Origin of the sequence: Oceanitalea stevensii, assembly GCF_014837105.1 — a bacterium.
GTDB classification, from domain to species: Bacteria; Actinomycetota; Actinomycetes; order Actinomycetales; family Actinomycetaceae; genus Oceanitalea; species Oceanitalea stevensii.
Genome location: NZ_JACSPO010000002.1, coordinates 100827 through 122444 on the forward strand (window position 1 = coordinate 100827; position 21618 = coordinate 122444).

22 protein-coding genes and 3 tRNA genes are annotated in these 21618 nt (G+C 71.3%); 10 read left to right on the forward strand and 15 right to left on the reverse strand.

Going from position 1 to position 21618, the window contains the following annotated elements; all coding sequences use genetic code 11:
* Nucleotides 1-7: 7 nt before the first annotated feature.
* Nucleotides 8-226 (reverse strand): hypothetical protein, encoded by a 219-nt coding sequence (locus H9624_RS06585; protein WP_251839099.1) that lies wholly within the window; start codon nt 224-226, stop codon nt 8-10.
* Nucleotides 227-427: 201 nt separating this feature from the next.
* Here H9624_RS06585 and H9624_RS06590 point away from each other — a divergent pair, with 201 nt between their 5' ends.
* The gene (locus H9624_RS06590) at nt 428-838 is read left to right on the forward strand and encodes a hypothetical protein (RefSeq protein WP_251839100.1); all 411 of its coding nucleotides are present in this window, start codon (nt 428-430) and stop codon (nt 836-838) included.
* 117 nt (nt 839-955) lie between these two features.
* Here H9624_RS06590 and H9624_RS06595 read toward each other — a convergent pair.
* Nucleotides 956-1039, reverse strand: a tRNA-Leu gene (locus tag H9624_RS06595).
* Nucleotides 1040-1212: 173 nt separating this feature from the next.
* Between H9624_RS06595 and H9624_RS06600 the strand changes: the two genes are divergently transcribed.
* The 7 genes from H9624_RS06600 to pknB are packed head-to-tail and all read left to right on the forward strand — an operon-like array spanning nt 1213 to nt 9567.
* Nucleotides 1213-1926 (forward strand): FHA domain-containing protein, encoded by a 714-nt coding sequence (locus tag H9624_RS06600; RefSeq protein WP_251839101.1) that lies wholly within the window; start codon nt 1213-1215, stop codon nt 1924-1926.
* Between the two features lie 3 nt (nt 1927-1929).
* Nucleotides 1930-2406 carry an FHA domain-containing protein FhaB/FipA gene (locus tag H9624_RS06605; protein ID WP_251839102.1) on the forward strand — a complete coding sequence of 159 codons (477 nt, stop codon included), beginning with the start codon at nt 1930-1932 and terminating at the stop codon, nt 2404-2406.
* 4 nt (nt 2407-2410) lie between these two features.
* Nucleotides 2411-3712 carry a PP2C family protein-serine/threonine phosphatase gene (locus tag H9624_RS06610; protein ID WP_251839103.1) on the forward strand — a complete coding sequence of 434 codons (1302 nt, stop codon included), beginning with the start codon at nt 2411-2413 and terminating at the stop codon, nt 3710-3712.
* Entirely contained in the window at nt 3712-5148 is a 1437-nt protein-coding gene (locus H9624_RS06615) for an FtsW/RodA/SpoVE family cell cycle protein (protein ID WP_251839104.1), read from the forward strand. Before H9624_RS06610 ends, H9624_RS06615 begins: the two co-directional genes overlap by 1 nt.
* On the forward strand, nt 5145-6602 hold the full coding sequence (locus H9624_RS06620; protein ID WP_251839105.1) for a peptidoglycan D,D-transpeptidase FtsI family protein: 1458 nt from the start codon (nt 5145-5147) through the stop codon (nt 6600-6602). The genes H9624_RS06615 and H9624_RS06620 overlap by 4 nt, the downstream gene beginning before the upstream one ends.
* Nucleotides 6603-6604: 2 nt before the next feature.
* On the forward strand, nt 6605-7675 hold the full coding sequence (locus H9624_RS06625; protein WP_251839106.1) for a serine/threonine-protein kinase: 1071 nt from the start codon (nt 6605-6607) through the stop codon (nt 7673-7675).
* A gap of 2 nt (nt 7676-7677) precedes the next feature.
* Nucleotides 7678-9567 carry a Stk1 family PASTA domain-containing Ser/Thr kinase gene (gene pknB, locus H9624_RS06630; RefSeq protein WP_251839107.1) on the forward strand — a complete coding sequence of 630 codons (1890 nt, stop codon included), beginning with the start codon at nt 7678-7680 and terminating at the stop codon, nt 9565-9567.
* A gap of 121 nt (nt 9568-9688) precedes the next feature.
* Here pknB and H9624_RS06635 read toward each other — a convergent pair whose 3' ends face one another.
* The 4 genes from H9624_RS06635 to H9624_RS06650 are packed head-to-tail and all read right to left on the reverse strand — an operon-like array spanning nt 9689 to nt 12033.
* Nucleotides 9689-10309 (reverse strand): aminodeoxychorismate/anthranilate synthase component II, encoded by a 621-nt coding sequence (locus H9624_RS06635; RefSeq protein WP_251839108.1) that lies wholly within the window; start codon nt 10307-10309, stop codon nt 9689-9691.
* Nucleotides 10306-10470 carry a hypothetical protein gene (locus tag H9624_RS06640; RefSeq protein WP_251839109.1) on the reverse strand — a complete coding sequence of 55 codons (165 nt, stop codon included), beginning with the start codon at nt 10468-10470 and terminating at the stop codon, nt 10306-10308. Before H9624_RS06640 ends, H9624_RS06635 begins: the two co-directional genes overlap by 4 nt.
* Nucleotides 10470-11264, reverse strand: a complete 795-nt coding sequence (locus tag H9624_RS06645) for a class E sortase (protein ID WP_251839110.1) — start codon at nt 11262-11264, stop codon at nt 10470-10472. The genes H9624_RS06640 and H9624_RS06645 overlap by 1 nt, the downstream gene beginning before the upstream one ends.
* Nucleotides 11265-11307: 43 nt before the next feature.
* Nucleotides 11308-12033 carry a DUF881 domain-containing protein gene (locus H9624_RS06650; protein WP_251839111.1) on the reverse strand — a complete coding sequence of 242 codons (726 nt, stop codon included), beginning with the start codon at nt 12031-12033 and terminating at the stop codon, nt 11308-11310.
* A gap of 147 nt (nt 12034-12180) precedes the next feature.
* Here H9624_RS06650 and H9624_RS06655 point away from each other — a divergent pair, with 147 nt between their 5' ends.
* The gene (locus tag H9624_RS06655) at nt 12181-12429 is read left to right on the forward strand and encodes a cell division protein CrgA (protein WP_251839112.1); all 249 of its coding nucleotides are present in this window, start codon (nt 12181-12183) and stop codon (nt 12427-12429) included.
* Between the two features lie 159 nt (nt 12430-12588).
* Here the strand turns inward: H9624_RS06655 and H9624_RS06660 are convergent, their stop codons facing one another.
* The gene (locus H9624_RS06660; RefSeq protein WP_251839113.1) at nt 12589-13434 is read right to left on the reverse strand and encodes a rhomboid family intramembrane serine protease; all 846 of its coding nucleotides are present in this window, start codon (nt 13432-13434) and stop codon (nt 12589-12591) included.
* 4 nt (nt 13435-13438) lie between these two features.
* Nucleotides 13439-13960: a peptidylprolyl isomerase gene (locus H9624_RS06665; protein ID WP_251839114.1), complete on the reverse strand. Its 522-nt coding sequence runs from the start codon at nt 13958-13960 to the stop codon at nt 13439-13441.
* A gap of 196 nt (nt 13961-14156) precedes the next feature.
* Here H9624_RS06665 and H9624_RS06670 point away from each other — a divergent pair, with 196 nt between their 5' ends.
* The gene (locus tag H9624_RS06670) at nt 14157-14891 is read left to right on the forward strand and encodes a hypothetical protein (RefSeq protein WP_251839115.1); all 735 of its coding nucleotides are present in this window, start codon (nt 14157-14159) and stop codon (nt 14889-14891) included.
* Nucleotides 14892-14957: 66 nt separating this feature from the next.
* Here H9624_RS06670 and H9624_RS06675 read toward each other — a convergent pair whose 3' ends face one another.
* The 7 genes from H9624_RS06675 to gyrB all read right to left on the reverse strand — a co-directional run bounded on the left by H9624_RS06675 (nt 14958) and on the right by gyrB (nt 21582).
* Nucleotides 14958-15653: a DUF981 family protein gene (locus H9624_RS06675; RefSeq protein WP_251839116.1), complete on the reverse strand. Its 696-nt coding sequence runs from the start codon at nt 15651-15653 to the stop codon at nt 14958-14960.
* A gap of 99 nt (nt 15654-15752) precedes the next feature.
* Nucleotides 15753-15828: transfer RNA gene (locus H9624_RS06680), tRNA-Ala, on the reverse strand.
* A gap of 38 nt (nt 15829-15866) precedes the next feature.
* Nucleotides 15867-16025 carry a DLW-39 family protein gene (locus H9624_RS06685; RefSeq protein WP_307784934.1) on the reverse strand — a complete coding sequence of 53 codons (159 nt, stop codon included), beginning with the start codon at nt 16023-16025 and terminating at the stop codon, nt 15867-15869.
* A gap of 29 nt (nt 16026-16054) precedes the next feature.
* Nucleotides 16055-16128: transfer RNA gene (locus H9624_RS06690), tRNA-Ile, on the reverse strand.
* A gap of 105 nt (nt 16129-16233) precedes the next feature.
* Nucleotides 16234-16797 (reverse strand): DUF3566 domain-containing protein, encoded by a 564-nt coding sequence (locus H9624_RS06695; RefSeq protein WP_504740245.1) that lies wholly within the window; start codon nt 16795-16797, stop codon nt 16234-16236.
* A gap of 176 nt (nt 16798-16973) precedes the next feature.
* Nucleotides 16974-19463 (reverse strand): DNA gyrase subunit A, encoded by a 2490-nt coding sequence (gene gyrA / locus H9624_RS06700; protein WP_251839279.1) that lies wholly within the window; start codon nt 19461-19463, stop codon nt 16974-16976.
* Between the two features lie 94 nt (nt 19464-19557).
* Entirely contained in the window at nt 19558-21582 is a 2025-nt protein-coding gene (gyrB, locus tag H9624_RS06705; RefSeq protein ID WP_251839280.1) for a DNA topoisomerase (ATP-hydrolyzing) subunit B, read from the reverse strand.
* Nucleotides 21583-21618 lie beyond the last annotated feature (36 nt).

Sequence of the window (21618 nt, forward strand, 5' to 3'; positions counted from 1 at the left end):
GGGACGATCAGCCGGCCGAGGACCACGCGGCCGCGAGGCCCGCACTCTCCTCGTCGTCCCGGGCCTGCGCCAGGGGGTGGCGACGCAGGACCGGGAGACTGCTGCCGGTGGCGGCCTCACGGACGGCGGGGGCGTCGACGTCCGGGGCGACCTCCCGGCGAGCGGGAAGCGGACCGAGGTCGGAGTCGGCGGCGATCGGCCTCAGGTACGGACGCCTTCGCTTCATCGACCGACTCCCTCAGCGGCTCTGTCGGGGAACGGCTGGTCCGCTCCCGTGCCCAGTCCCATCGGCGGAACCGGCCGGGACCTGAGGGGTCGGCGGGTTCCGGACTTCCCTCGCGGTGGAGGCGCGGTGCGTCTCGCCAGTCCTTCGAGGACCCGCACCGTTCGCCTGCGGGGTGGCGTCGCCCGTCCCTAGGGTGACGGGATGAGGCGGCTCGTGACACTGGTGCTGGGCATGCTCGGCGGTGTGGTGGTCTATCTCCTCGCCACGCAGCTCGTCCTGCTGACAGCCGGTTCGGGTGGTGACGGCCTGGCTCCGCGACTCGTCGGAGTGCTGGCGTCCGCCGCTCTTGTGGCTGCGGCAGTGATGGTCGGGCGCTGGTGGCCGACCATGGCGATGGCGGGCGCAGCGGTTGTGGCGCTCCTCGTGTCCATCAGCCTTGCCACCTTCGAAGGTGGGCTGCCCACAGGGATGCTCCTCAGCGCTACTGACCTCATGCGGTACGGCGCCAGCTCCCCCCTGCCCGTTGCCATTGCTGCTGCGGGTGGTGTCGCCGCACTCACGGGCAGGGACCCGAGGTCGCGCGCGGGCGCTCCGACGACGACCGAGCCATGAGGGGCAGCGCAGAGGGGGAGTGATGGTGACAAGCCGGTGCCGAGGACCGTCACTCGAAGACAAGAAAAAGACCCGCAGGCCCCAACTTCTCGTCGGGATCCTGCGGGTCTTCTGCTGTGCGCGAGGGGGGAGTTGAACCCCCACGCCCTTTCGGGCACACGGACCTGAACCGTGCGCGTCTGCCTATTCCGCCACTCGCGCGTTGTACAGCGTGGACGAGATTAGCACGCAGCCCGGGGCCCCGACGACGCCGCTGCCCCCAGGGAGAGGCGTCTCACAGCGGGGCCACCCGCTCCCCCGCATCGCGCCGTGAATGCGTCAGCCGCGATGCACAATCGTTACGATCATGAGGGGTCGTGGGAGGAGGTGTACCGATGGGAACGCTCGATCGCTTCGAGAAGAAGGTCGAGAACGCGGTGAACAACGTGTTCGCCAAGGCGTTCCGCAGCGAGGTCAAGCCGGTAGAGATCGCGAGTGCGATCCGCCGGGACATGGACGACCGCGCTGCCGCCGTGTCGCGTGACCGCACCGTCGTGCCCAACGAGTTCACCGTGCTCCTGAGCCCCTCCGACCGCGAGCGCGTGGACGCGTGGGGCGCCGACGCCCTCGCCGAGGAGATGGTCGCGGCGGCCACCTCGCACGCCGACTCCCAGCACTACGCCTTCGTCGGGCCGGTCCGGGTGCACTTCGAGACCGACGAGTCCGTGAGCACCGGCCGTCTCAGCGTCACCTCCGCGACCCGCCGCGGCTCCACCGCGCCCGCGACGTCGACGGCGGCCTCCACCCGTCACCCCATCATCGACATCGACGGCCAGCGCTATCTCCTCACCGGCCCGGTCACGGTGCTCGGCCGCGGCACAGAGGCGGACGTCGTCGTCGACGACACCGGCGTCTCGCGCCGTCACCTCGAGCTCCGCGTCACCCCCGCCGGCACGGTCGCCACGGACCTCGGCTCGACCAACGGCACCTTCGTCGAGGGGCACCGGATCCAGGCCGCCACGCTGCTGGACGGCAACACCATCACGATCGGCCGCACCCGGATCATGTTCTGGAACGGCGCCGACGACGACGACCTGGCAGGCGGCTGACCCATGACCGAGCTGGCCGTGACCCTCCTGCGCGTGAGCTACCTCGTGCTGCTGTGGGTCTTCGTCCTCGGCGCGCTCGCCGTGCTGCGCCGCGACATCTTCGGCACGAAGATCACCCGCCGCTCCCGGGGCGAGTCCCAGCGCGGCCGCCGCCCCACGCCGCCCGCCCCCAGGCGGCCCGCACGCTCCACCCCCACCCGTCTCGTCGTCACGCAGGGCCCGCTCACGGGCACGACGATGCCGCTGGGCCCCTCGGCCGTCGTCGTCGGCCGCGCCGCCAGCTCCACGCTCGTGCTCGACGACGACTACTCCTCCGGACGGCACGCCCGCTTCTACCCCCAGGACGGCGCCTGGTGGGTGGAGGACCTCGGCTCGACCAACGGCACCTTCGTCGGGGACCAGCGCCTGACCCAGCCCGTGCAGCTGACCGCCGGGACCCCCGTGCGCGTCGGGCAGACCGTCATCGAGCTGCAGCGCTGAGCCCATGCCCCTGACTCCCCACTACGCCGCCCGCTCCGACGTCGGGCTCGTGCGCTCGAGCAATCAGGACTCCGGTTACGCCGGTCCCTACCTGCTCGTCCTCGCCGACGGCATGGGCGGGCCGGCCGGCGGCGACATCGCCTCCTCCGTCGCCCTGGCCCACCTCGTCCACCTCGACGACGACCACCCGCCCGCCGACGAGCTCCTCCCCAGCCTGCGCGACGCCGTCGCCGCCGCCCACGCGGACCTCGAGGAGCGCGCCGACGCCGACCCCGAGCTCGCCGGCCTGGGCACCACGTGCATCGCGCTGCTGCGCTCCGGCAACAAGATCGCCATGGTCCACATCGGCGACTCCCGCGCCTACCTCCTGCGGGACGGCGAGCTCACGCAGGTCACCACCGACCACACCTTCGTCCAGCACCTCGTCGAGACCGGGCGGCTGAGCCCCGAGCAGGCCGAGCGGCACCCCCAGCGCTCGGTGCTCCTGCGCGTGCTCGGTGACACCGACGGGGACGTCATCCTCGACGAGTCGGTCCGCGAGGTGCGCGTCGGCGACCGGTGGCTGCTGTGCTCCGACGGTCTGTCCGGCGTCGTCAGCGCCGAGACCATCTCCGACACCCTCATCCGCGTGCCCGACCCGGGTCGCTGCGCCGAGGAGCTCATCGACCTCGCGCTGCGCGGGGGCGGGCCCGACAACGTCACCTGCGTCGTCGCCGACTTCCTCGACTCCGACGACCTGCCCGCCGGCCTCGTCCCGGCGTCGGGCCCGCAGGTCGTCGGCGCGGCCGCCACGGACCGCCTGCGCGGCACCCGCGGCACCACGGGGGCCGCCGGCCGGGCCGCCGCCCTCTCCCCCGCCGCCCCGTCCCCGGACGACGACGACGAGCCGGAGCCGCCCCGCAGGCGACGCTGGATCGGGCGCACCCTCCTCACGCTCCTCGTGCTGGTGCTCGTCGGCGCCGGCGGGTGGCTGGGCTACCGGTGGACCCAGACCCAGTACTTCCTCGCCCCCGAGGGTGAGGTCGTCGCGATCTACCGCGGCATCCCCCAGGAGCTGGGGCCGCTGTCCCTGTCCACCGTCCACTCGCGCACCGACCTGCGCCTGGACGAGCTGCCCGGCTACGCGCGCGACCGCCTCGAGGCGACGATCACCGTCTCCTCCCTGGACCAGGCCGAGGACCGCGTCACCGAGCTGCGCGACGAGGTCCGGGCCGTCGACCCGGCACCCACGCCGACCACCACGCCGTCGCCCGGACCGTCGCCCAGCACCTCGCCCAGCCCGGCACCGACGGCGGAGGCCGGCTGATGGCCATCGTGAGCCAGCAGCCCGGCCGCCGGGGACGCGGCGTCGAGCTCGTCCTCCTCCTGCTCGGTTTGGCCATCGGCCTGTACGCCTACCTCCAGGTCGGCCTGGCGACGGAGGGCGCCCCGCCCGCGGACATCGTCACCCAGGTGGGAGTGCTCGTCGTCCTGGCGCTGGTGACCCACGTCGTCCTGCGGTGGCGCGCCCCCTACGCCGACCCCGTCATCCTCCCGGTCGCCGTCGCCCTCAACGGGATCGGGCTGGCGATGATCCACCGCATCGACATCGCCGAGGGCAGCGCCTTCGCCTCCCGCCAGGTGCTGTGGACGATGCTCGGGGTCGCGGCCGCCGTCGCCGTGGTCATCGCGCTGCGCGACCACCGGCTGCTGCGGCGCTACACGTACCTGTCGATGATCCTCGGCCTCGTCATGCTGCTCCTGCCGCTCCTGCCGGGGCTCGGCCGCACCATCAACGGCGCCCGCATCTGGATCTCCATCGGCTCGATGTCCTTCCAGCCCGCCGAGCTCGCCAAGGTGCTCCTCGCCATCTTCTTCGCCGGCTACCTCGTCACCAACCGCGACACCCTGGCACTGGCCGGGCGGCGGGTGCTGGGCCTGCAGCTGCCCCGGGTGCGCGACCTCGGCCCGATCCTCCTCGCCTGGGCGGTGGCGCTCGTCGTCCTCGTCTTCCAGCGGGACCTCGGCACGGCACTGCTGTTCTTCGCGCTGTTCGTCGCCATGCTCTACGTCGCCACCGAGCGGGTGAGCTGGGTGCTCCTCGGCCTGCTCCTCTTCGGCGGGGCCGCCGCGCTGGCCGCAACCACCCTCGGGCACGTGAGCGACCGCTTCGACGTGTGGCTCAACGCGCTGGACCCCGACATCTACTCCCGCCAGTTCGGCGGCTCCTACCAGGTGGTCCAGGGCCTGTTCGGGATGGCGTCGGGCGGCCTCATGGGCACCGGCTGGGGCCAGGGCCGGCCGGACATCGTGCCCTACGCCCAGTCCGACTTCATCATCGCCTCGCTCGGCGAGGAGCTGGGGCTGACCGGCCTGCTCGCGATCCTCCTCATGTACCTCGTCCTGGCCCAGCGCGGCATGCGCGCGGCCATCGGGGTGCGCGACGGCTTCGGGACCCTGCTCGCCTCGGGCCTGTCCTTCGTCGTCGCCTTCCAGTGCTTCGTCGTCGTCGGGGGCGTCACCCGCCTCATCCCGCTCACCGGTCTGACGATGCCCTTCCTCGCGCAGGGCGGGTCCTCGCTCGTCGTCAACTGGGTGATCGTCGCGCTCCTGCTGCGCATCTCCGACGCCGCGCGACGCCCGGTCCCGATGAGCGGCGACCTGCCGATCGGCCCGCTCGACACGAGCGGCGACGTCGCCGAGGTGAGCTTCCGCCCCACCGGGGACGACGCGAACCCCACCGAGGTGGTGAGGCTCTCGTGAACACCCCCGTCCGGCGGCTCATGACGATCGTCGCCCTCATGTTCCTCGCGCTCATGGTGGCCGCGACGTCCGTCCAGTTCGTCCAGGCGCCGTCCCTCAACGCCGACGGCCGCAACGTCCGCACCATCTACCGCGAGTTCGGTCAGGACCGCGGCCCGATCATCGTCGCCGGGGACGCCATCGCCTCCTCCACGCCGGTCGACACCGCCTACGGCTACCAGCGCGCCTACGCCGAGCCGCTCCTCTACGCCCACACGACGGGCTACTTCGCGGCCGCGCTCAGCTCGATGACCGGCATGGAGCAGGCCGCCAACGACGTCCTCGGCGGCACCGCCGACTCCCTCGTCGTCCAGCGCCTCCAGGACCTCGTCACCGGCCGTCAGCCGCAGGGCGGTTCTGTCGAGCTCACCCTCGACCCCGCCGCCCAGCAGGCCGCCTGGGACGCCCTGGGGGACCAGCGCGGCTCCGTCGTCGCCCTCGACACGCGCACCGGCGCGATCCTCGCCTCGGTCTCCAAGCCGAGCTTCGACCCCAACGAGCTCGCCACCCACGACGCCGCCGCCGCCCAGGCTGCCTACGACGCGCTGCTGGCCGACCCGGCCGACCCGCTCGTCAACCGCGCCATCGCCGGCGACCTCTACGCGCCGGGCTCCTCCTTCAAGGTCATCACCGCCGCCGCGGCGATCGAGGAGCTGGGACTCGAGGCGGACAGCCCGGTGCCCTCCCCGGCCCAGCTCCAGCTGCCGCTGTCCACCCAGGTGGTCAACAACCCCGGCGGGATCTCCTGCACCTCCGAGGACACCGCCCCGCTGCGGTACACGCTCGAGCAGTCGTGCAACACGACCTTCGCCCAGCTCGGCATGGACCTGGGCCCCGAGCGCCTCGCCGAGCAGGCCGAGGCCTTCGGTTTCGGCCAGGAGCTGCGCATCCCGCTGCGCGTCACCCCGTCCACCTTCCCCGCGGACATGGACGGTGCGCAGACCGCGATGTCCGCGATCGGCCAGTTCAGCGTCCGGGTGACCCCGCTCCAGATGGCGATGGTGTCCCAGGCGATCGCCAACGGCGGGGAGCAGCTGCAGCCCTACCTCGTGGCGACCGAGCGCAACGCCGACCTCGAGGTCGTCGCCACCACCGAGCCCACCGTGCTGCGCCGGTCCGTCACCGAGGAGACGGCCGACGTGCTCACCGAGCTCATGACGAGCGTCGTCGCCAACGGCACCGGCAGCGCCGCCCAGCTGCCCGGCATCGCCGTCGCCGGCAAGACCGGCACGGCGCAGAGCGGCACCGACGCGCCCCCGCACGCGTGGTTCACGTCCTTCGCGCCGGCCGACGACCCGCAGGTGGCGGTCGCCGTCGTCGTCGAGAACGGCGGCATCGAGGGCGACATCGCCTCCGGTGGCACGACCGCGGCGCCGATCGCGCGCGAGGTCCTCGCCGCGCTGCTGACGGACTGACCATGGCCATCCGTCCCGGCCACCTCCTCCGCGAGCGCTACGAGCTCACCGAGCGCATAGCCGTCGGCGGCATGGGCGAGGTGTGGCGCGCCCAGGACCTCCTCCTCGGCAGGACCGTCGCCGCCAAGGTGCTGCGCGAGGACCTCCTCGGGGACGCCGCCTCCCTCGCGCGGCTGCGCGCCGAGGCCCGCAACGCGAGCGGCGTCGTCCACCCGAACGTCGCCGTGCTCCTCGACTACGGCGAGCAGGACGGCGGCGGCTTCCTCGTCATGGAGTACGTGCCCGGAGAGCCGCTGTCGGAGCTGCTCGAGCGGGACCGCACCCTGTCCCCGCAGCGGCTGCTGCCGGTCCTCGCCCAGTGCGCCGAGGGCCTGCACGCCGCCCACCAGGCCGGGGTGGTCCACCGGGACGTCAAGCCGTCCAACATCCTCGTCATGGCCGACGGCACCGCCAAGCTCACCGACTTCGGCATCTCCCTCGGCGCCGGGCAGCCCGCGCTCACGGCCGCCGGCATGGTCATGGGCACCGCCCAGTACCTGCCGCCCGAGCTCGCCATGGGCCGTCCCGCCCGGCCGGCCGGCGACGTCTACGCCCTCGGCGTCATCGCCTACGAGGCCCTCGCCGGCCGACGGCCCTTCACCGGCAACAACCAGGTCGACATCGCGATGGCGCACGTGACGACCCCCCTTCCGCCGCTGCCCGACGACGTGCCCCCGCCCGTCCGTGAGCTCGTCACCGCCATGCTCGCCAAGGACCCGGCCGAGCGCCCGGTCTCCGCCGCGGCCGTCGCACGCCGGATGAGGGAGCTCGTCGCCGCCGACGTGCCCTCGCCCACCCCCGACGTCGCCCGGTCCTCCGGCGACGCCGCACCCCCGCCCGAGCCGCGCCGGTGGCGCCGCCCCACGTGGGCGGAGCTCGCCGCGGACCGGCTCTGGCTCACCGTCGTGGGCGCCGGTCTCGCCCTCGCCGCGGTGCTCGCGCTGACCCTCGGTACCCTTGCCCTGGGCGGGGACCAGCCGTCGGGCAGCAGCCCGGAGACTCGAGCCGATCGACTGACAGTGAGGAACCACTAGTGGTGGACGAAGTACCCAAGGTGCTCGCCGGACGTTACGAGATCCGCGAGCTCATCGGTCGTGGCGGCATGGCCGAGGTCTACCTCGGCTACGACAACCGGCTCTCGCGCACCGTCGCGATCAAGGTGCTCCGCTCCGACCTCGCCCGGGACCCCACCTTCCAGGCGCGCTTCCGGCGTGAGGCGCAGTCCGCCGGTTCGCTCAACCACCCGGCGATCGTCTCCGTCTACGACACCGGGGAGGACGACGTCGTCACCTCCGCGGGCGAGCGCGCCCACGTGCCGTACATCGTCATGGAGTACGTCGAGGGCCACACCGTCCGCTCGCTGCTCACCGACGGCTCCGCCGTGCCGATCGACGAGGCGAGCGAGATCGTCATCGGGGTGCTGTCCGCGCTGGCGTACTCGCACCGCGAGGGCATCGTCCACCGGGACATCAAGCCCGGGAACGTCATGCTCACGCCCACGGGCCAGGTCAAGGTCATGGACTTCGGCATCGCCCGCGCGATGGCAGACTCCGCCGCCACGATGACCCAGACCCACGCCGTCGTCGGCACGGCGCAGTACCTCTCCCCGGAGCAGGCGCGCGGTGAGGTCGTCGACGCCCGCTCGGACATCTACTCCACCGGCTGCCTCCTGTACGAGCTGCTCACCGGCCAGCCGCCGTTCAGCGGTGACTCCGCCGTCGCGGTGGCCTACCAGCACGTCCGCGAGATCCCCAAGCCGCCGAGCGAGGTGGCCTCCGACATCCCCGAGGCGCTGGACCGCATCGTCCTCAAGGCGCTGGCCAAGGACCGCGAGGACCGCTACCCCGACGCCGCCGCGATGCGCAGCGACCTCGAGGCCGCGCTGCGGGGCGGCGCCGTGAGCGCCCCGGCGACGAGCACGTGGGCCGCCGCCGCGGCCGCCGCGAGCCAGCCCACCACCGTCATGGGGGCCGGCCAGGCCACCCAGGCGATGCCGGCCACGCGCGCGCGCACCGCCGTCGCGCCCGAGGAGGACGAGGAGGAGAACAAGCGCTCCCCGTGGTGGGTGTGGCTGCTCGTGCTCGTCGGACTCCTCGCCGCTGCGGGCGTCACCTACCTCCTCCTGACCAACGACCGGGAGGAGGAGCCGCCCGCGCCGACGACGGTCACCGTGCCCCCGCTCGAGGGGATGGACCAGACGGAGGCCCGCGAGGCCGTGGAGGCGGAGGGCCTGACCTTCGCCATCGGGGACCCCGAGTTCTCCGCCGAGATCGAGCCGGGCCTCTTCGTCAGCTCCGACCCCGAGGTCGGCGAGACGGCCGAGGAGGGCGAGACGGTCACCGTCCGCTTCTCCGCCGGTCCCGAGGCCGTCGAGATGCCCGACGTCACCGGCCTGAGCCAGCGCCAGGCGCAGGACCAGCTCTCCGAGCAGGAGCTCGGGATCCGGGTCCGCATCACCTACGCCCCGATCGACAGCCCGGACTACGAGAAGGACCGCGTCGCGCGGACCGAGCCCGAGGCCGGCGTCGCGATCGAGCCGGACGCCGAGGTCGTCCTCCACATCGCCACCGGCAACGTCGAGGTCCCCGACCTCACCGGGGAGACGGTCGAGTCCGCCACCGAGACCCTGCGCGAGCTCAACCTCTCCGTCACCCAGACGGAGCAGCCCTCCGGCGACTTCGACCCCGGGACGGTCCTGGACCAGAACCGCACCGGCCCGGTGCCGCGCCTGAGCACCATCGAGCTCGTCGTCGCCGTCGAGCCGCCCGAGCCCGAGCCGACGACGCCTGAGCCCACCACCGAGGAGCCCCCGCCGGGTGACGAGGAGGAGCCGCCGTCGGACGAGCCGAGCGACGAGGAGACGTCCGCCGACGGTCCCGGCAACAGCGACTTCGGCCGCGGCCAGGGTCGCGGCAACGGACGCTGACCGCCACCCCTCTTCCGCGAGTACGCACAAACGGTCACGCACAGCCCCCGTCCGGGGCTCCGCGTGACCGTTTGTGCGTACTCGGCGGGGGGTGGGTGGTGCGGGGGTGCCAGGGGTCGCGTCAGGCGCGGACGAGCGGGGCCATGCCCTCGCTGCGGGCCGGCGCCTCGGCGTCCCCGGTGACGGCCAGCCAGTTCGCCAGCAGCCGGTGACCGTGCTCGGTGAGCACCGACTCGGGGTGGAACTGCACGCCGTGGAGCGGCAGCTCGCGGTGCTGCAGGCCCATGACGACGCCACCGGCCGTCGTCGCCGTGACGGCGAGCTCCTCGGGCACGGTCGCGGCGTCGACGGCGAGGGAGTGGTACCGGGTGGCGGTGAACGGCGTGGGCAGGCCGGCGAAGACGCCGGAGCCGTCGTGGTCCACCGGGGAGGTCTTGCCGTGCATGAGCTCGGCGGCGTGCGTGACCGTCCCCCCGTAGAGCTCCCCGAGGGCCTGGTGGCCCAGGCACACCCCGAGCATCGGCACGCGGTGCTCGGCGCAGCGCTCGATGACCTCCAGGCTCGCGCCGGCCTCCTTGGGCGTGCCCGGGCCGGGGGAGACGAGGACGCCGTCGAAGTCACGGGGGTCGGCGGTCACCGCGTCGTTGCGCTGGACGACGGTGCTGGCCCCGAGCTGCTCGAGGTAGCCGACGATCGTCCACACGAAGCTGTCGTAGTTGTCGACGACGAGGAGCCGGCTCATGCGCCGTCCTCGATCGTCGTCTCGTTGAAGGGCATGTACGGGGCGATCTCCGGGAAGAGCCAGGTGAAGCACGCGTAGACGACCGCGGCCGCAAGGAGCAGCGCGAGGATGACCCGGAACCACACGGGCCCCGGCAGGACCCGCCACAGTGCGCCGTACATCAGCGTCCCTCCTCGAGGAGCTCGGCCGGCTTGCCGTCGCTCTTGTCGATCCAGTACTGGAACTCGCCATAGGTGATCCACCGCTCGGCCGCCGAGAACAGCGGGTGGCAGGTGGTCAGGGTGATCATCCGCTCGGTCGGGGCGACGCCCGGCTCGTTCGGCACGGGCGCGATGACCTCCACCTGCGAGGGGTGGACGATCTCGGTCTCGGTCACCGCGTAGACGAGGTAGGCGTCGTTGGTCTCGACGATGAGGGAGTCCCCGACGACGATCTGCTCGATCTCCCGGTACGGCGCCCCGTAGGACTGGCGGTGCGCCGCCGTGGCGAAGTTGCCGGTCTCGCCGGGCAGCTGGGTGTCTGGGTAGTGCCCGATGTAGCCCTTGTTGAGCACGTCGCCCAGGCCGACGCCGTGGGCGATGGTGACGCGGTAGTCGTCACCCAGGCGCGGGATGTACATCGTGCCGAGCAGCTCACCCTCGGCGACGGCGTCGGGAATCGGCGGCGGGTCGGTGCGCCGTTCGCCCTCCTGGGGCGGGGCCTCGACGGTGTCCTCGCGCTTGTCCCACTCCTCGAGGATGCCCGCCTGGTAGCTGTGCGCCTCGACGTCGGTCCACCACAGCTGCCACACGACGAACAGGCCGAGGAGCACGCCCGCGGTGATCATGAGCTCGCCGATCACGCCCACGAGCGTGGAGAAGAATCCCCGCTTCTGGCGTCGGCGCCGGGTGCGGCGCGGCGGCTCGCTGCCGTCCTGCTGCCAGGGCAGCTCCTCGAGCTGGTCGAGCGTGGCCATCACGGGGTCCTTTGTCGGTCGAAGTGTCCAGGTCGAGCGTAGTTCACCCGGCCTGGGCGTGGTTCAGGCGCAGGGAACCGGTGTAGGCCGGCATCTCGATCTCCTCGTCCTCCGTGAACGACCAGCCCAGGCCGAGGGCGTCGACGTACTGGAGGTAGACCGCCACCTCCGCCGAGGTCTCCACGGCCTCCCGCAGCGCCTCCGGGTCACCGATGGCGGAGATGCGGTAGGGCGGGGAGTAGTGGCGGCCGTGCAGGAGCAGCACGTTGCCGACACAACGGACCGACGACGTCGAGGTGATGCGCTGGTCCTGGATCATCATCGCCTCCGCACCACCGGTCCACAGGGCGTTGATGACCGCCTCGAGGTCCTGCTGGTGGACGACGAGGTCGTCCGGGTGCAGGCCGCTGGCGGTGAGGTCGGGGGGCACGGGAGCGTCCCACAGCTCGACGACGACGCCCGGTCCCGTCACGGGCGTACGTCCGGCAGCGAGGGCGGTGAGCCCGCTGCTCCCGGTGTCCGGCTCGGCCAGCGGCTGCTGGGCGGCGACGAGCGCGTCCCGCTGCGTGCGCAGGGCGGAGACCTCGGCCTCGTTGTCCTCCAGCCGCGCGGTCTCGACGCGGGCGAGGTCGACGAGATTCGTCGGGGAGCGGTCGGCGTCGTCCTCGAAGAGGGTCGCGCTGGTCGCGAAGAGGACGCCGGCGAGGGCGGCGACGACACCGACGGCGACGGACCCGCGTCGGCGGTCGGTGGAACCTGGCTCGGACATCCTCACCTCCTCGTCAACGCGTTGGCCCCCACAGACGTTCCCGACCACTACGCTAGGGGAGGTGCCGTGCGCCTCGGAAGGGCAGCGACGCCACGTACAGAACCGAGGTACCGCCAGCCGGGCGGAACACCCGAAGGAGAGCTGACAGTGCCGGAGTCCAAGCGCCGCAAGAAGAAGGCGACGTACACGCCCCCGACCGCGCCCGCCGAGGTCAAGGAGAGCCCTCGCTGGTGGGTACCTACCGCCGTCGTCCTCATGGTCGTGGGGATGCTGTGGGTGGTGGTCACCTACATCGTGCAGGCCGCCGGCCCGATCCCCGGGATCGGGAACCTCAACCTCGGGATCGGCTTTGTCGTCCTGCTCGTCGGGTTCCTCATGACCCTGCGCTGGCGCTGACGCCAGCCGACACGGAGCGCCGGTTCCCCTCGGGGAGCCGGCGTTCCGCGCATTCCGGGGCCGGGGAGTTGCCCACAGCTGTGGAGCACCCTGTGGAGAACTACACCCGTGTAAGTCCACAGGTGTGCACAACCCTGTGGAGAACTACATCCGTGTAAGTCAGCTGATCGCGTACTTCGCGACCGCCAGCGCGACGAGCACGGCGGCGACGACGACCGTCGCCACGATGCTCGTGGCGGTCTGCCGCTTGCGCGGCGCGTAGACGTACGCCGCGGCGAGCAGCGCGCCGACGACGAGGCCGCCGAGGTGGGCCTGCCAGGCGATGTTGGGGATCGTGAACCCGATGACGGTGTTGATGGCGATGAGGACGAGGATCTGCGTCGTGTCCCGTCCCAGCCGTCGCATCGTCACTCCCACGGCTCCGAAGAGCCCGAAGACCGCGCCCGAGGCGCCGACGACCGGGGTGATCCACTCGAGCTCGTACGGGGAGGCGAAGAGCAGCACCCCGACGGAGCCCGCCACCGCACTGACGAGGTAGAGCGCGGCGAAGCGCCAGCGGCCCAGGGCCGGCTCGAGCACGGAGCCGACGATCCACAGGGCGTACATGTTGATGGCCAGGTGGAGGAAGCCGCCGTGGAGGAACGCCGCGGAGAGGAACCGGTAGGGCTCGCTCTCGCCGGCGAAGGGGACGAAGACGAGCGCGGTCCGCGCCTCGGCCGTCCGCAGGACGACGTAGGCGAGGAGGCACAGCACGATGATCGTGATCGTCACGACCGGGCGCCCCTCGCGGACGCGCCCACCGAAGACCGTGCGCCGGGCGGGCATCGCCGCCTGCGCGCTGGCGACGCAGTCCACGCACTGCACCCCCACCGGTGCGGGCCGCTGGCACTCCGGGCAGACGGGACGGTTGCAGCGCTGGCACCTGACGTAGGAGACCCGGTCGGGGTGCCGCGGGCAGGCCGGCGCCGCGTCGGTGCCGGCCTGCCCGTACGGACTCGCGGTCATTCGATCAGTCGGTGATGGTGATCGAGGAGATGACGACGTCCTCAACGGGGCGGTCGCCGCGCCCGGTGGGGGTCGTGCCGATCTTGTCGACGACCGCGCGGCTCGCGCCGTCGGCGACCCGCCCGAAGATGGTGTGCTTGCCCTGGAGCCAGGTGGTCGGCGCCGTCGTGATGAAGAACTGGGAGCCGTTGGTGCCGCGCCCGCCGATCTTGCCGGCGTTCGCCATGGCGAGGATGTACGGCTGGGTGAAGTCGAGCTCCGGGTGGATCTCGTCGTCGAAGGTGTAGCCCGGGCCGCCGGTGCCGGTGCCCAGCGGGTCGCCGCCCTGGATCATGAAGTTGGGGATGACGCGGTGGAAGACGACGCCGTTGTACAGCGGCTCGTTCGTCTCCTCACCCGTCCCGGGGTGGGTCCAGGTTTTCTCGCCCTTGGCGAGGGAGACGAAGTTGTCGACGGTCTTGGGGGCGTGGTTGGGGAACAGCTCGATGACGATGTCCCCGAGGTTCGTGTGCACAGTTGCTTCCATGCCTCCGATCCTTTCACGGCCCCCGCGGTCCGCGCAGGTGCGGGTCGTGCCCTCGGCGCGAGGACGTGGGAGGGTGGGGGCAGGACGGGGTCGCGGACGCGCCGCAGGGCGAGAAAACGGCACCCGGAATGGTGCGCTCGTCTGCCCGCGGTGGGACGATGAGCCACACGTACCTGTCAGTCACGAGGGAGAGCACATGTCGCGCAAGCAGAAGATCCGCGAGGTCGACACGGACAAGGTCCGCCAGCAGGCCGTCGAGCTCGGGCACGTCCTCGGCGAGCAGGCCGGCAAGGCCGGCGAGCTCGCCGCTTCCCTCGCCGGGCAGGGCAAGGTCTGGGCCACGGACGTCGCCGCCCCCAAGATCGACAAGGCGCTGCGTGACGGCGTCAAGGTCGCCGCCCCCAAGATCGAGGCCGCTGCCGAGAAGGCACGCCCCGTCGTCGACACCACCCGCGACAGGATCGTGGACGACTACCTGCCCCGCGTGCAGAAGGCGATGCACGACGCCGCGGAGGCCGCAGGCGGCAAGGGCACCGTCACGGAGAAGGCCACCAAGGCCGGCAAGGCCGCCCAGAAGGCGATGACGACCAAGCCCAAGAAGAAGAGCTCCGGCAAGAAGGTCGGGTGGATCCTCGTCGGCACGGCCGCCGCCGGCACCGGCTACCTGCTGTGGCGCCGCACGCAGCCCGTGGACGACCCGTGGGCCGAGGAGTACTGGGAGGACACCACCGTGACGACCCCGAACGACGACGCCTCGAGCGGCGGCCAGGTCAGCTCCGTGCCCAACACCCTGGAGGAGGGCGAGCCTGCGGTCGACGCTGCCACCGTGGTGGAGGAGACCGAGACCTCGGCCGGCGCGGTCACCACCGAGACCACCCCGGTCGACGCCGGTCGCGGCGAGACGGACGTGGACAAGACCCGCAACGCCTGAGACACGCGCACAGACGCCCGGGACCTGCTGGTCCCGGGCGTCTTGCACGTCGTGGCTAGCGAAGAGCTACCACTTGATCATCGTGCCGTGGGCGATGTTGTAGTACATGCCGATGTGCGTGTAGAAGTTCATCGCACCGAAGAGGGCGAAGGCGATGCCGCCGATGACGAAGGCCCACACCACCCAGCGCAGCAGGCGCGTGCGGCCGGTCCAGAACGCGATCGCGAAGAGGATCGCGCCGACGGCGACGACTCCCCACAGCCCACCGAGGAACAGTGCCTCGAGGAGCGGCAGGTGGCCGAAGCGCCCGGTGATGGGCTCCTCGGGCGGCGCAGCACCGAGCTGGTAGCGGACGAAGGAGATGGCGATGACGGCCATGCCCAGGCCGAGGACGCCGACGAAGATGCTCGTGGGCTTGAGCGCGTCCAGCGCGCGGGCGTTCGCAGTCTCGACGTCGCCCTCGAAGAGCGTGCGCTGGCGCCACAGGTAGACGGCGGCGACGAGGAGGAGCGCGCCGAAGCCGGCGGCCGGCTGGCCGAAGGCGATGTTGGCGTACTCGAAGCCGTCCCCGCCGTAGGGCCACGTCACTGTCGTGTGGAACCCGAGGGCGAAGAGGAGGCCGCCGGTGACGCCGAAGAATGCCGCCCACGCCTCGCTGTTCACCCTCTCGGAGCGGATGAGGAGCTGGAGGAACTTCGCGAAGCCCAGGAGACCGGCCCCCGCCGTGATGGCGATGAGCTCGTTGTAGACAACCACGGACATTTTCCCTTCTCTGACGGCGCACGGCGCCGTAATGTTGAAGGGTCAACTTTACAGAAGTCGGAGAGGGTCGGAGACCACCGTCCGGGACGCGTCATCGCGTGGTGGAGCCAGCGGGACTCGAACCCGCAACCCCCTGCTTGCAAAGCAGGTGCGCTACCAATTGCGCCATGGCCCCCGGCGCCGGCACAGCCGGCAGGGGAATGCTACCCGCGCTCAGGCGGTGGTGCTGGTGCCCGTCTCGGGGAAGGTGTTCCCGCCGAAGCTGTCGGTGACCTCGGCCCAGAGCTCGCGCTCCTCGCGGTCGGCCTTGACCTTGGTCCAGACGGCGTAGCCGGCGCCCGCCAGCGCGGCCAGTCCGAGGATCTTCTTCATGCGGGTCTCCTCCTCGGGTGATGATCGGGTGGGCCTAGCTGGACTCGAACCAGCGACCTCTTCCTTATCAGGGAAGCGCTCTAACCGTCTGAGCTATAGGCCCGGTGCACTGCGGCGTGTGGCCGGGGGGTGCCGCAGCAGACTACCCCAGCCCGCGGACCGTTCCCAAACCCGTGAGGGCTTCGCGGAACGTCGCGTTCGCCACAGTTCAGTCGTCGGTCAGCGTCAGGTGCACACCACCGACGAGAGCCGCGACGATGTTGTAGAGGAACGCGCCGAGGGTCGACAGGGCCGTGAGGAGGAGGACGTCGACGACGGCGATGATCGCGGCCATCGAGATGACCCGGTCGAACTGGACGTAGTCCATGAGCCGCAGGAAGTTCTCCGAGTCGAGCGTGACGAGCAGCTCCTCGACGTCGGCGAACACGTGCATCGAGTCGAGGACGAACCACATCGCCGCCGCCGCGACGACGATGCCGATCCCGACGGCGATCGACAGGAGGAAGGACAGCTTCATCACCGACCACGGGTCCACCCGCGCGACCGACAGGCGCACCCGGCGCGGGCCGGCGGCGGGCCGGGACGCCGGACGCGCCTCACCGGTGGCTGCGGAGGCCTGGGTCTCGCGCTGGGCCGGCTGGGCCGCCTGCTGGGGTGCCGTGGCCGGACCGGAGGTGCTCGTGGCGGAGGCGCCGTAACGGGGAGCCGTGGCCGTGCCGCCGGCGACCCCGGAGGAGCCCGGGCGGACCTGGCTGGTGGCTGTGGCGCTCACCGGTGCGGAGTCGTCGGGACGGGGCACCACGGGGTGCTCCTCCACGCCGCGGGCCGCGGCGAAGCGCTCGGCGAGACTCGTCCGCATCGCGGCACGGTCCTGCTGGGACGGGCGGGGCGACTCACCGTCGGGCGGGGTCACGTCCCCCGCGCCGCCCTGGCCGGGCGTGGTGCTGCTCATGCGTCTCCTCCATCGTCGCCCTCAGCGGGCTCCTCGGTCTCGTCAGGGGTCGACGCTACGCCATCGGCGTCGCGCTCGGCGTTGCGGGCGACGGCGATGATCCGGTCGCCCTTGTCGGGCTTGGCGAAGATGACGCCCTGGGTGTTACGGCCCGTGAGGCTGACCTCAGCCACCGAGGACCGCACGATCTTGCCGCGCTCCATGATGACGAGCACTTCGTCCTCCGGGCTGGTGAGCAGCGCGCTGACGAGGTCGCCGCGTGCCTCGACGAGGTTGGCCACCTTGATGCCCAGCCCGCCGCGGCCCTGGACGCGGTACTCCTCCACGGCAGTGCGCTTGGCGTACCCACCCTCGGTGACGACGAACAACGCCGCGTTCTCGTACCAGGGACGCACGACGTCCATGGCGAGCAGCTCGTCGTCCCCGCGGAACTTCATGCCGGTGACGCCGGAGGTCGAGCGGCCCATCGGCCGCAGCGCCTCGTCGGTCGCGGTGAAGCGGATCGACTGGCCCTTGCGCGAGACGAGCAGCAGGTCGTCCTCGCTGTTGACCAGCTGGGCGGAGACGAGGCGGTCCCGCTCGCCGTCGGCGTCCTCACGGAGGTTGATCGCGATGATGCCACCGGTGCGGTTGGTGTCGTACTCCTGCAGGCGGGTCTTCTTCACCAGGCCCGAGCGGGTGGCGAGGACGAGGTAGTCCGCGTCCTCGTAGCTGCGCAGCGCCACGACCTGCGCGATGCGCTCGTCGGGCTGGAAGGCCAGGAGGTTGGCCACGTGCTGGCCCTTGGAGTCGCGGCCCCCCTCGGGCAGCTCGTACCCCTTGGCGCGGTAGACGCGGCCCATGTTGGTGAAGAACAGCAGCCACTGGTGGGTGGTGGTGACGAAGAAGTGCTCGACGATGTCGTCCTCGCGCAGCTGCGCGCCACGCACGCCCTTGCCGCCGCGGCGCTGGGAGCGGTAGTTGTCCGTCCGCGTGCGCTTGGCGTAGCCGCCCCGGGTGATCGTGACGACCACGTCCTCCTCGGGGATGAGGTCCTCCATCGACATGTCGCCCTCGTAGGGCACGACGGTGGTGCGGCGCTCGTCGCCGTACTTCGCGACGATGGAGCCGAGCTCCTCGGCGACGATGGTCCGCTGGCGCTGCGGGGAGGCGAGGATGTCCTTGAACTCCCGGATCTCCGCCTCGATCTTGTTGTGCTCGTCGATGATCTTCTGGCGCTCGAGGGCCGCGAGGCGGCGCAGCTGCATCGCGAGGATCGCGTCGGCCTGGACCTCGTCGATGTCGAGGAGGTCCATGAGGCCCACCCGTGCGACGTCCCCGCTCTCGGAGGCGCGGATGAGCGCGATGACCTCGTCGAGCATGTCGAGGGCCTTGAGCTGGCCGCGCAGGATGTGGATGCGCTCCTCGGCCCGGTTGAGCAGGAAGCGGGTGCGGCGCACGACGACGTCGATCTGGTGCGTCACCCAGTGGCGGATGAAGGCGTCCAGGCTCAGCGTGCGGGGCACGCCGTCGACGAGGGCGAGCATGTTCGCCGGGAAGTTGTCCTGCAGCTGGGTGTGCTTGTACAGGTTGTTGAGGACGACCTTGGCGACGGCGTCACGCTTGAGCACGATGACGAGGCGCTGGCCGGCGCGGCCGGAGGACTCGTCGCGCATGTCGGCGATGCCCTGGAGGCGCCCGTCGTGGACGAGCGAGGCGATCTTCGTCACGAGGTTGTCCGGGTTGACCTGGTAGGGCAGCTCGGTGACGACGAGGCACTGCCGGCCCTGGATCTCCTCGACGTTGACGACGGCGCGCTGGGTGATGGAGCCGCGGCCGGTGCGGTAGGCGTCCTCGATCCCGCGGCGGCCGAGGATCGTCGCGCCGGTGGGGAAGTCGGGGCCCTTGATGCGCTCCATGAGCGCCTCGAGCAGCTCTTCCTTGCTCGCGTCGGGGTTGTCGAGGAACCACTGGACGCCGGCCGCGACCTCGCGCAGGTTGTGCGGCGGGATGCGGGTGGCCATGCCGACGGCGATGCCCTCGGAGCCGTTGACGAGCAGGTTGGGGAACCGGGCCGGCAGGACGTCCGGCTCCTGGTTCTTGCCGTCGTAGTTGTCGTGGAAGTCGACGGTGGCCTGGTCGATGTCGCGGACCATCTCCATGGCCAGCGGCGCCATCTTGCACTCGGTGTACCGCGGGGCCGCGGCGCCGAGGTTGCCCGCGGAGCCGAAGTTGCCCTGCCCCGCGATGAGCGGGTAGCGCATCGACCACGGCTGCACGAGACGCACGAGGGCGTCGTAGATCGAGGTGTCACCGTGCGGGTGGTACTGCCCCATGACCTCGCCGACGACGCGCGAGCACTTGTTGAACGACGCGTCGGGGCGGTACCCGCCGTCGTACATCGCGTACAGCACGCGGCGGTGGACCGGCTTGAGTCCGTCGCGGACGTCCGGCAGCGCTCGCCCGACGATGACGCTCATCGCGTAGTCGAGGTACGAGCGCTGCATCTCGAGCTTGAGGTCGACCTGCTCGACGTGGTCGATGGGGGGCTGGGTCACTTCGTCCTTCTATCCTTCGGCAGGCAGAGCGGGGCAGGGAGGTCTAGATGTCCAGGAAGCGCACGTCGTGCGCGTTGCGCTGGATGAACTCACGACGGGACTCGACGTCCTCGCCCATGAGCACGGAGAAGACCTCGTCCGCAGCCGCGGCCTCTCCCACCGTGACCTGCCGCAGGGTGCGGGTGTCGGGGTCCATCGTCGTGTCCCACAGCTCCTGCTCGTTCATCTCGCCGAGGCCCTTGTAGCGCTGGATCCCGCTGTCCTTGGGCAGCCGCTTGCCGGCGGCCGCGCCCTCGGCGAGGAGGGCGTCCTTCTCCCGGTCGGTGTACACGTACTCGTGCGCCGAGTTCGTCCACTTGAGGCGGTAGAGCGGCGGCTGGGCGAGGTAGACGTGCCCACCCTCGATGAGGGGGCGCATGTACCGGAAGAGCATGGTGAGCAGCAGCGTGGTGATGTGCTGGCCGTCGACGTCGGCGTCGGCCATGAGGACGATCTTGTGGTACCTCAGCTTGGCGATGTCGAAGTCCTCGCCGATGCCGGTGCCGAAGGCGGTGATGAGCGCCTGGATCTCCTGGTTGCCCAGGGCGCGGTCGAGCCGGGCCTTCTCGACGTTGAGGATCTTCCCGCGCAGCGGCAGGATCGCCTGGTGCTCGGGGTCGCGGCCCTGGACGGCGGAGCCGCCGGCGGAGTCGCCCTCGACGATGAAGATCTCGGACTTTGTGGCGTCGCGGCTCGAGCAGTCCTTGAGCTTTCCGGGCATCGAGGCCGACTCGAGGGCACCCTTGCGGCGCGTGGCCTCACGGGCCTTGCGGGCGGCCATCCGCGCCGCCGCGGCCTGGAGTGCCTTGCGGATGACGTCCTTGGCCTCGTTCGGGTGCGCGTCGAGCCAGTCACCGAGGTGGCTGTAGACGACCTGCTGGACGAAGGTGCGGGCCTCGGTGTTGCCGAGCTTGGTCTTCGTCTGGCCCTCGAACTGCGGCTCGCCGAGCTTGATCGAGATGACCGCGGTCAGTCCCTCACGGATGTCGTCCCCGGTGAGGTTGTCGTCCTTGTCCTTGAGGAGGCCCTTGTCCTTGGCGTACCGGTTGATGAGGGAGGTGAGCGCGGAGCGGAAGCCCTCCTCGTGGGTGCCACCCTCGGAGGTGTTGATGGTGTTCGCGTAGGTGTGGACCGACTCGGAGTACGCGCTCGTCCACTGCATGGCGATCTCGAGGGAGATCTGCCGGCCGGTGTCCTCGGACTCGATATCGATGATCTCGGGGTTGACGAGCTCGACCTTCTTCGCCGAGTTGAGGTGCGCGACGTAGTCACGCAGCCCGTTCTCGTACTGGTAGGTGACCTCCCGGCGGCCGGGGTGGGCGTCGTCGGCGGTGCCCTCGTCGTCGCCGGTGACCTCATCGCCCGCGTCGGTGACGCCGGCGCGCTCGTCGGTGAGGGTGAGGCGCAGGCCCTTGTTGAGGAACGCCATCTGCTGGAAGCGGGCGCGCAGCGTCTCGAAGTCGAAGTCGGTGGTCTCGAAGATGTCGCCGTTGGGCCAGAACGTCACGGTCGTGCCGGTGCGCTCGGTGCTGCCCACCCGCGCGAGGGGTGCGGTGGGGACGCCGTCCTGGTAGCTCTGGCGCCAGATGTCTCCGGCGCGGTGCACCTCGACGTGCAGCCGCGTGGACAGGGCGTTGACGACGGAGACGCCCACACCGTGCAGACCACCGGAGACGGCGTAGCCGCCGCCGCCGAACTTGCCACCGGCGTGCAGGACGGTGAGGACGACCTCGACGGCGGGCTTGCCCTCGGACTCGACGATGTCCACCGGGATGCCGCGGCCGTCGTCGACGACGCGCACGCCGCCGTCGGGCAGGATCGTCACGTCGATGGTGGTCGCGTGGCCGGCGAGCGCCTCGTCGACGGAGTTGTCGACGACCTCGTAGACGAGGTGGTGCAGGCCGCGCTCACCGGTGGAGCCGATGTACATGCCCGGCCGCTTGCGGACGGCCTCGAGGCCCTCGAGAACGGTGATGTTCGTTGCGTCGTAGCCGGCGTCCTGCTGGCTCGTCCCGGGGCTCGGGGGCATCTCGTCAGCCACTGTCTGGGGCTCTCCTCGTCATTC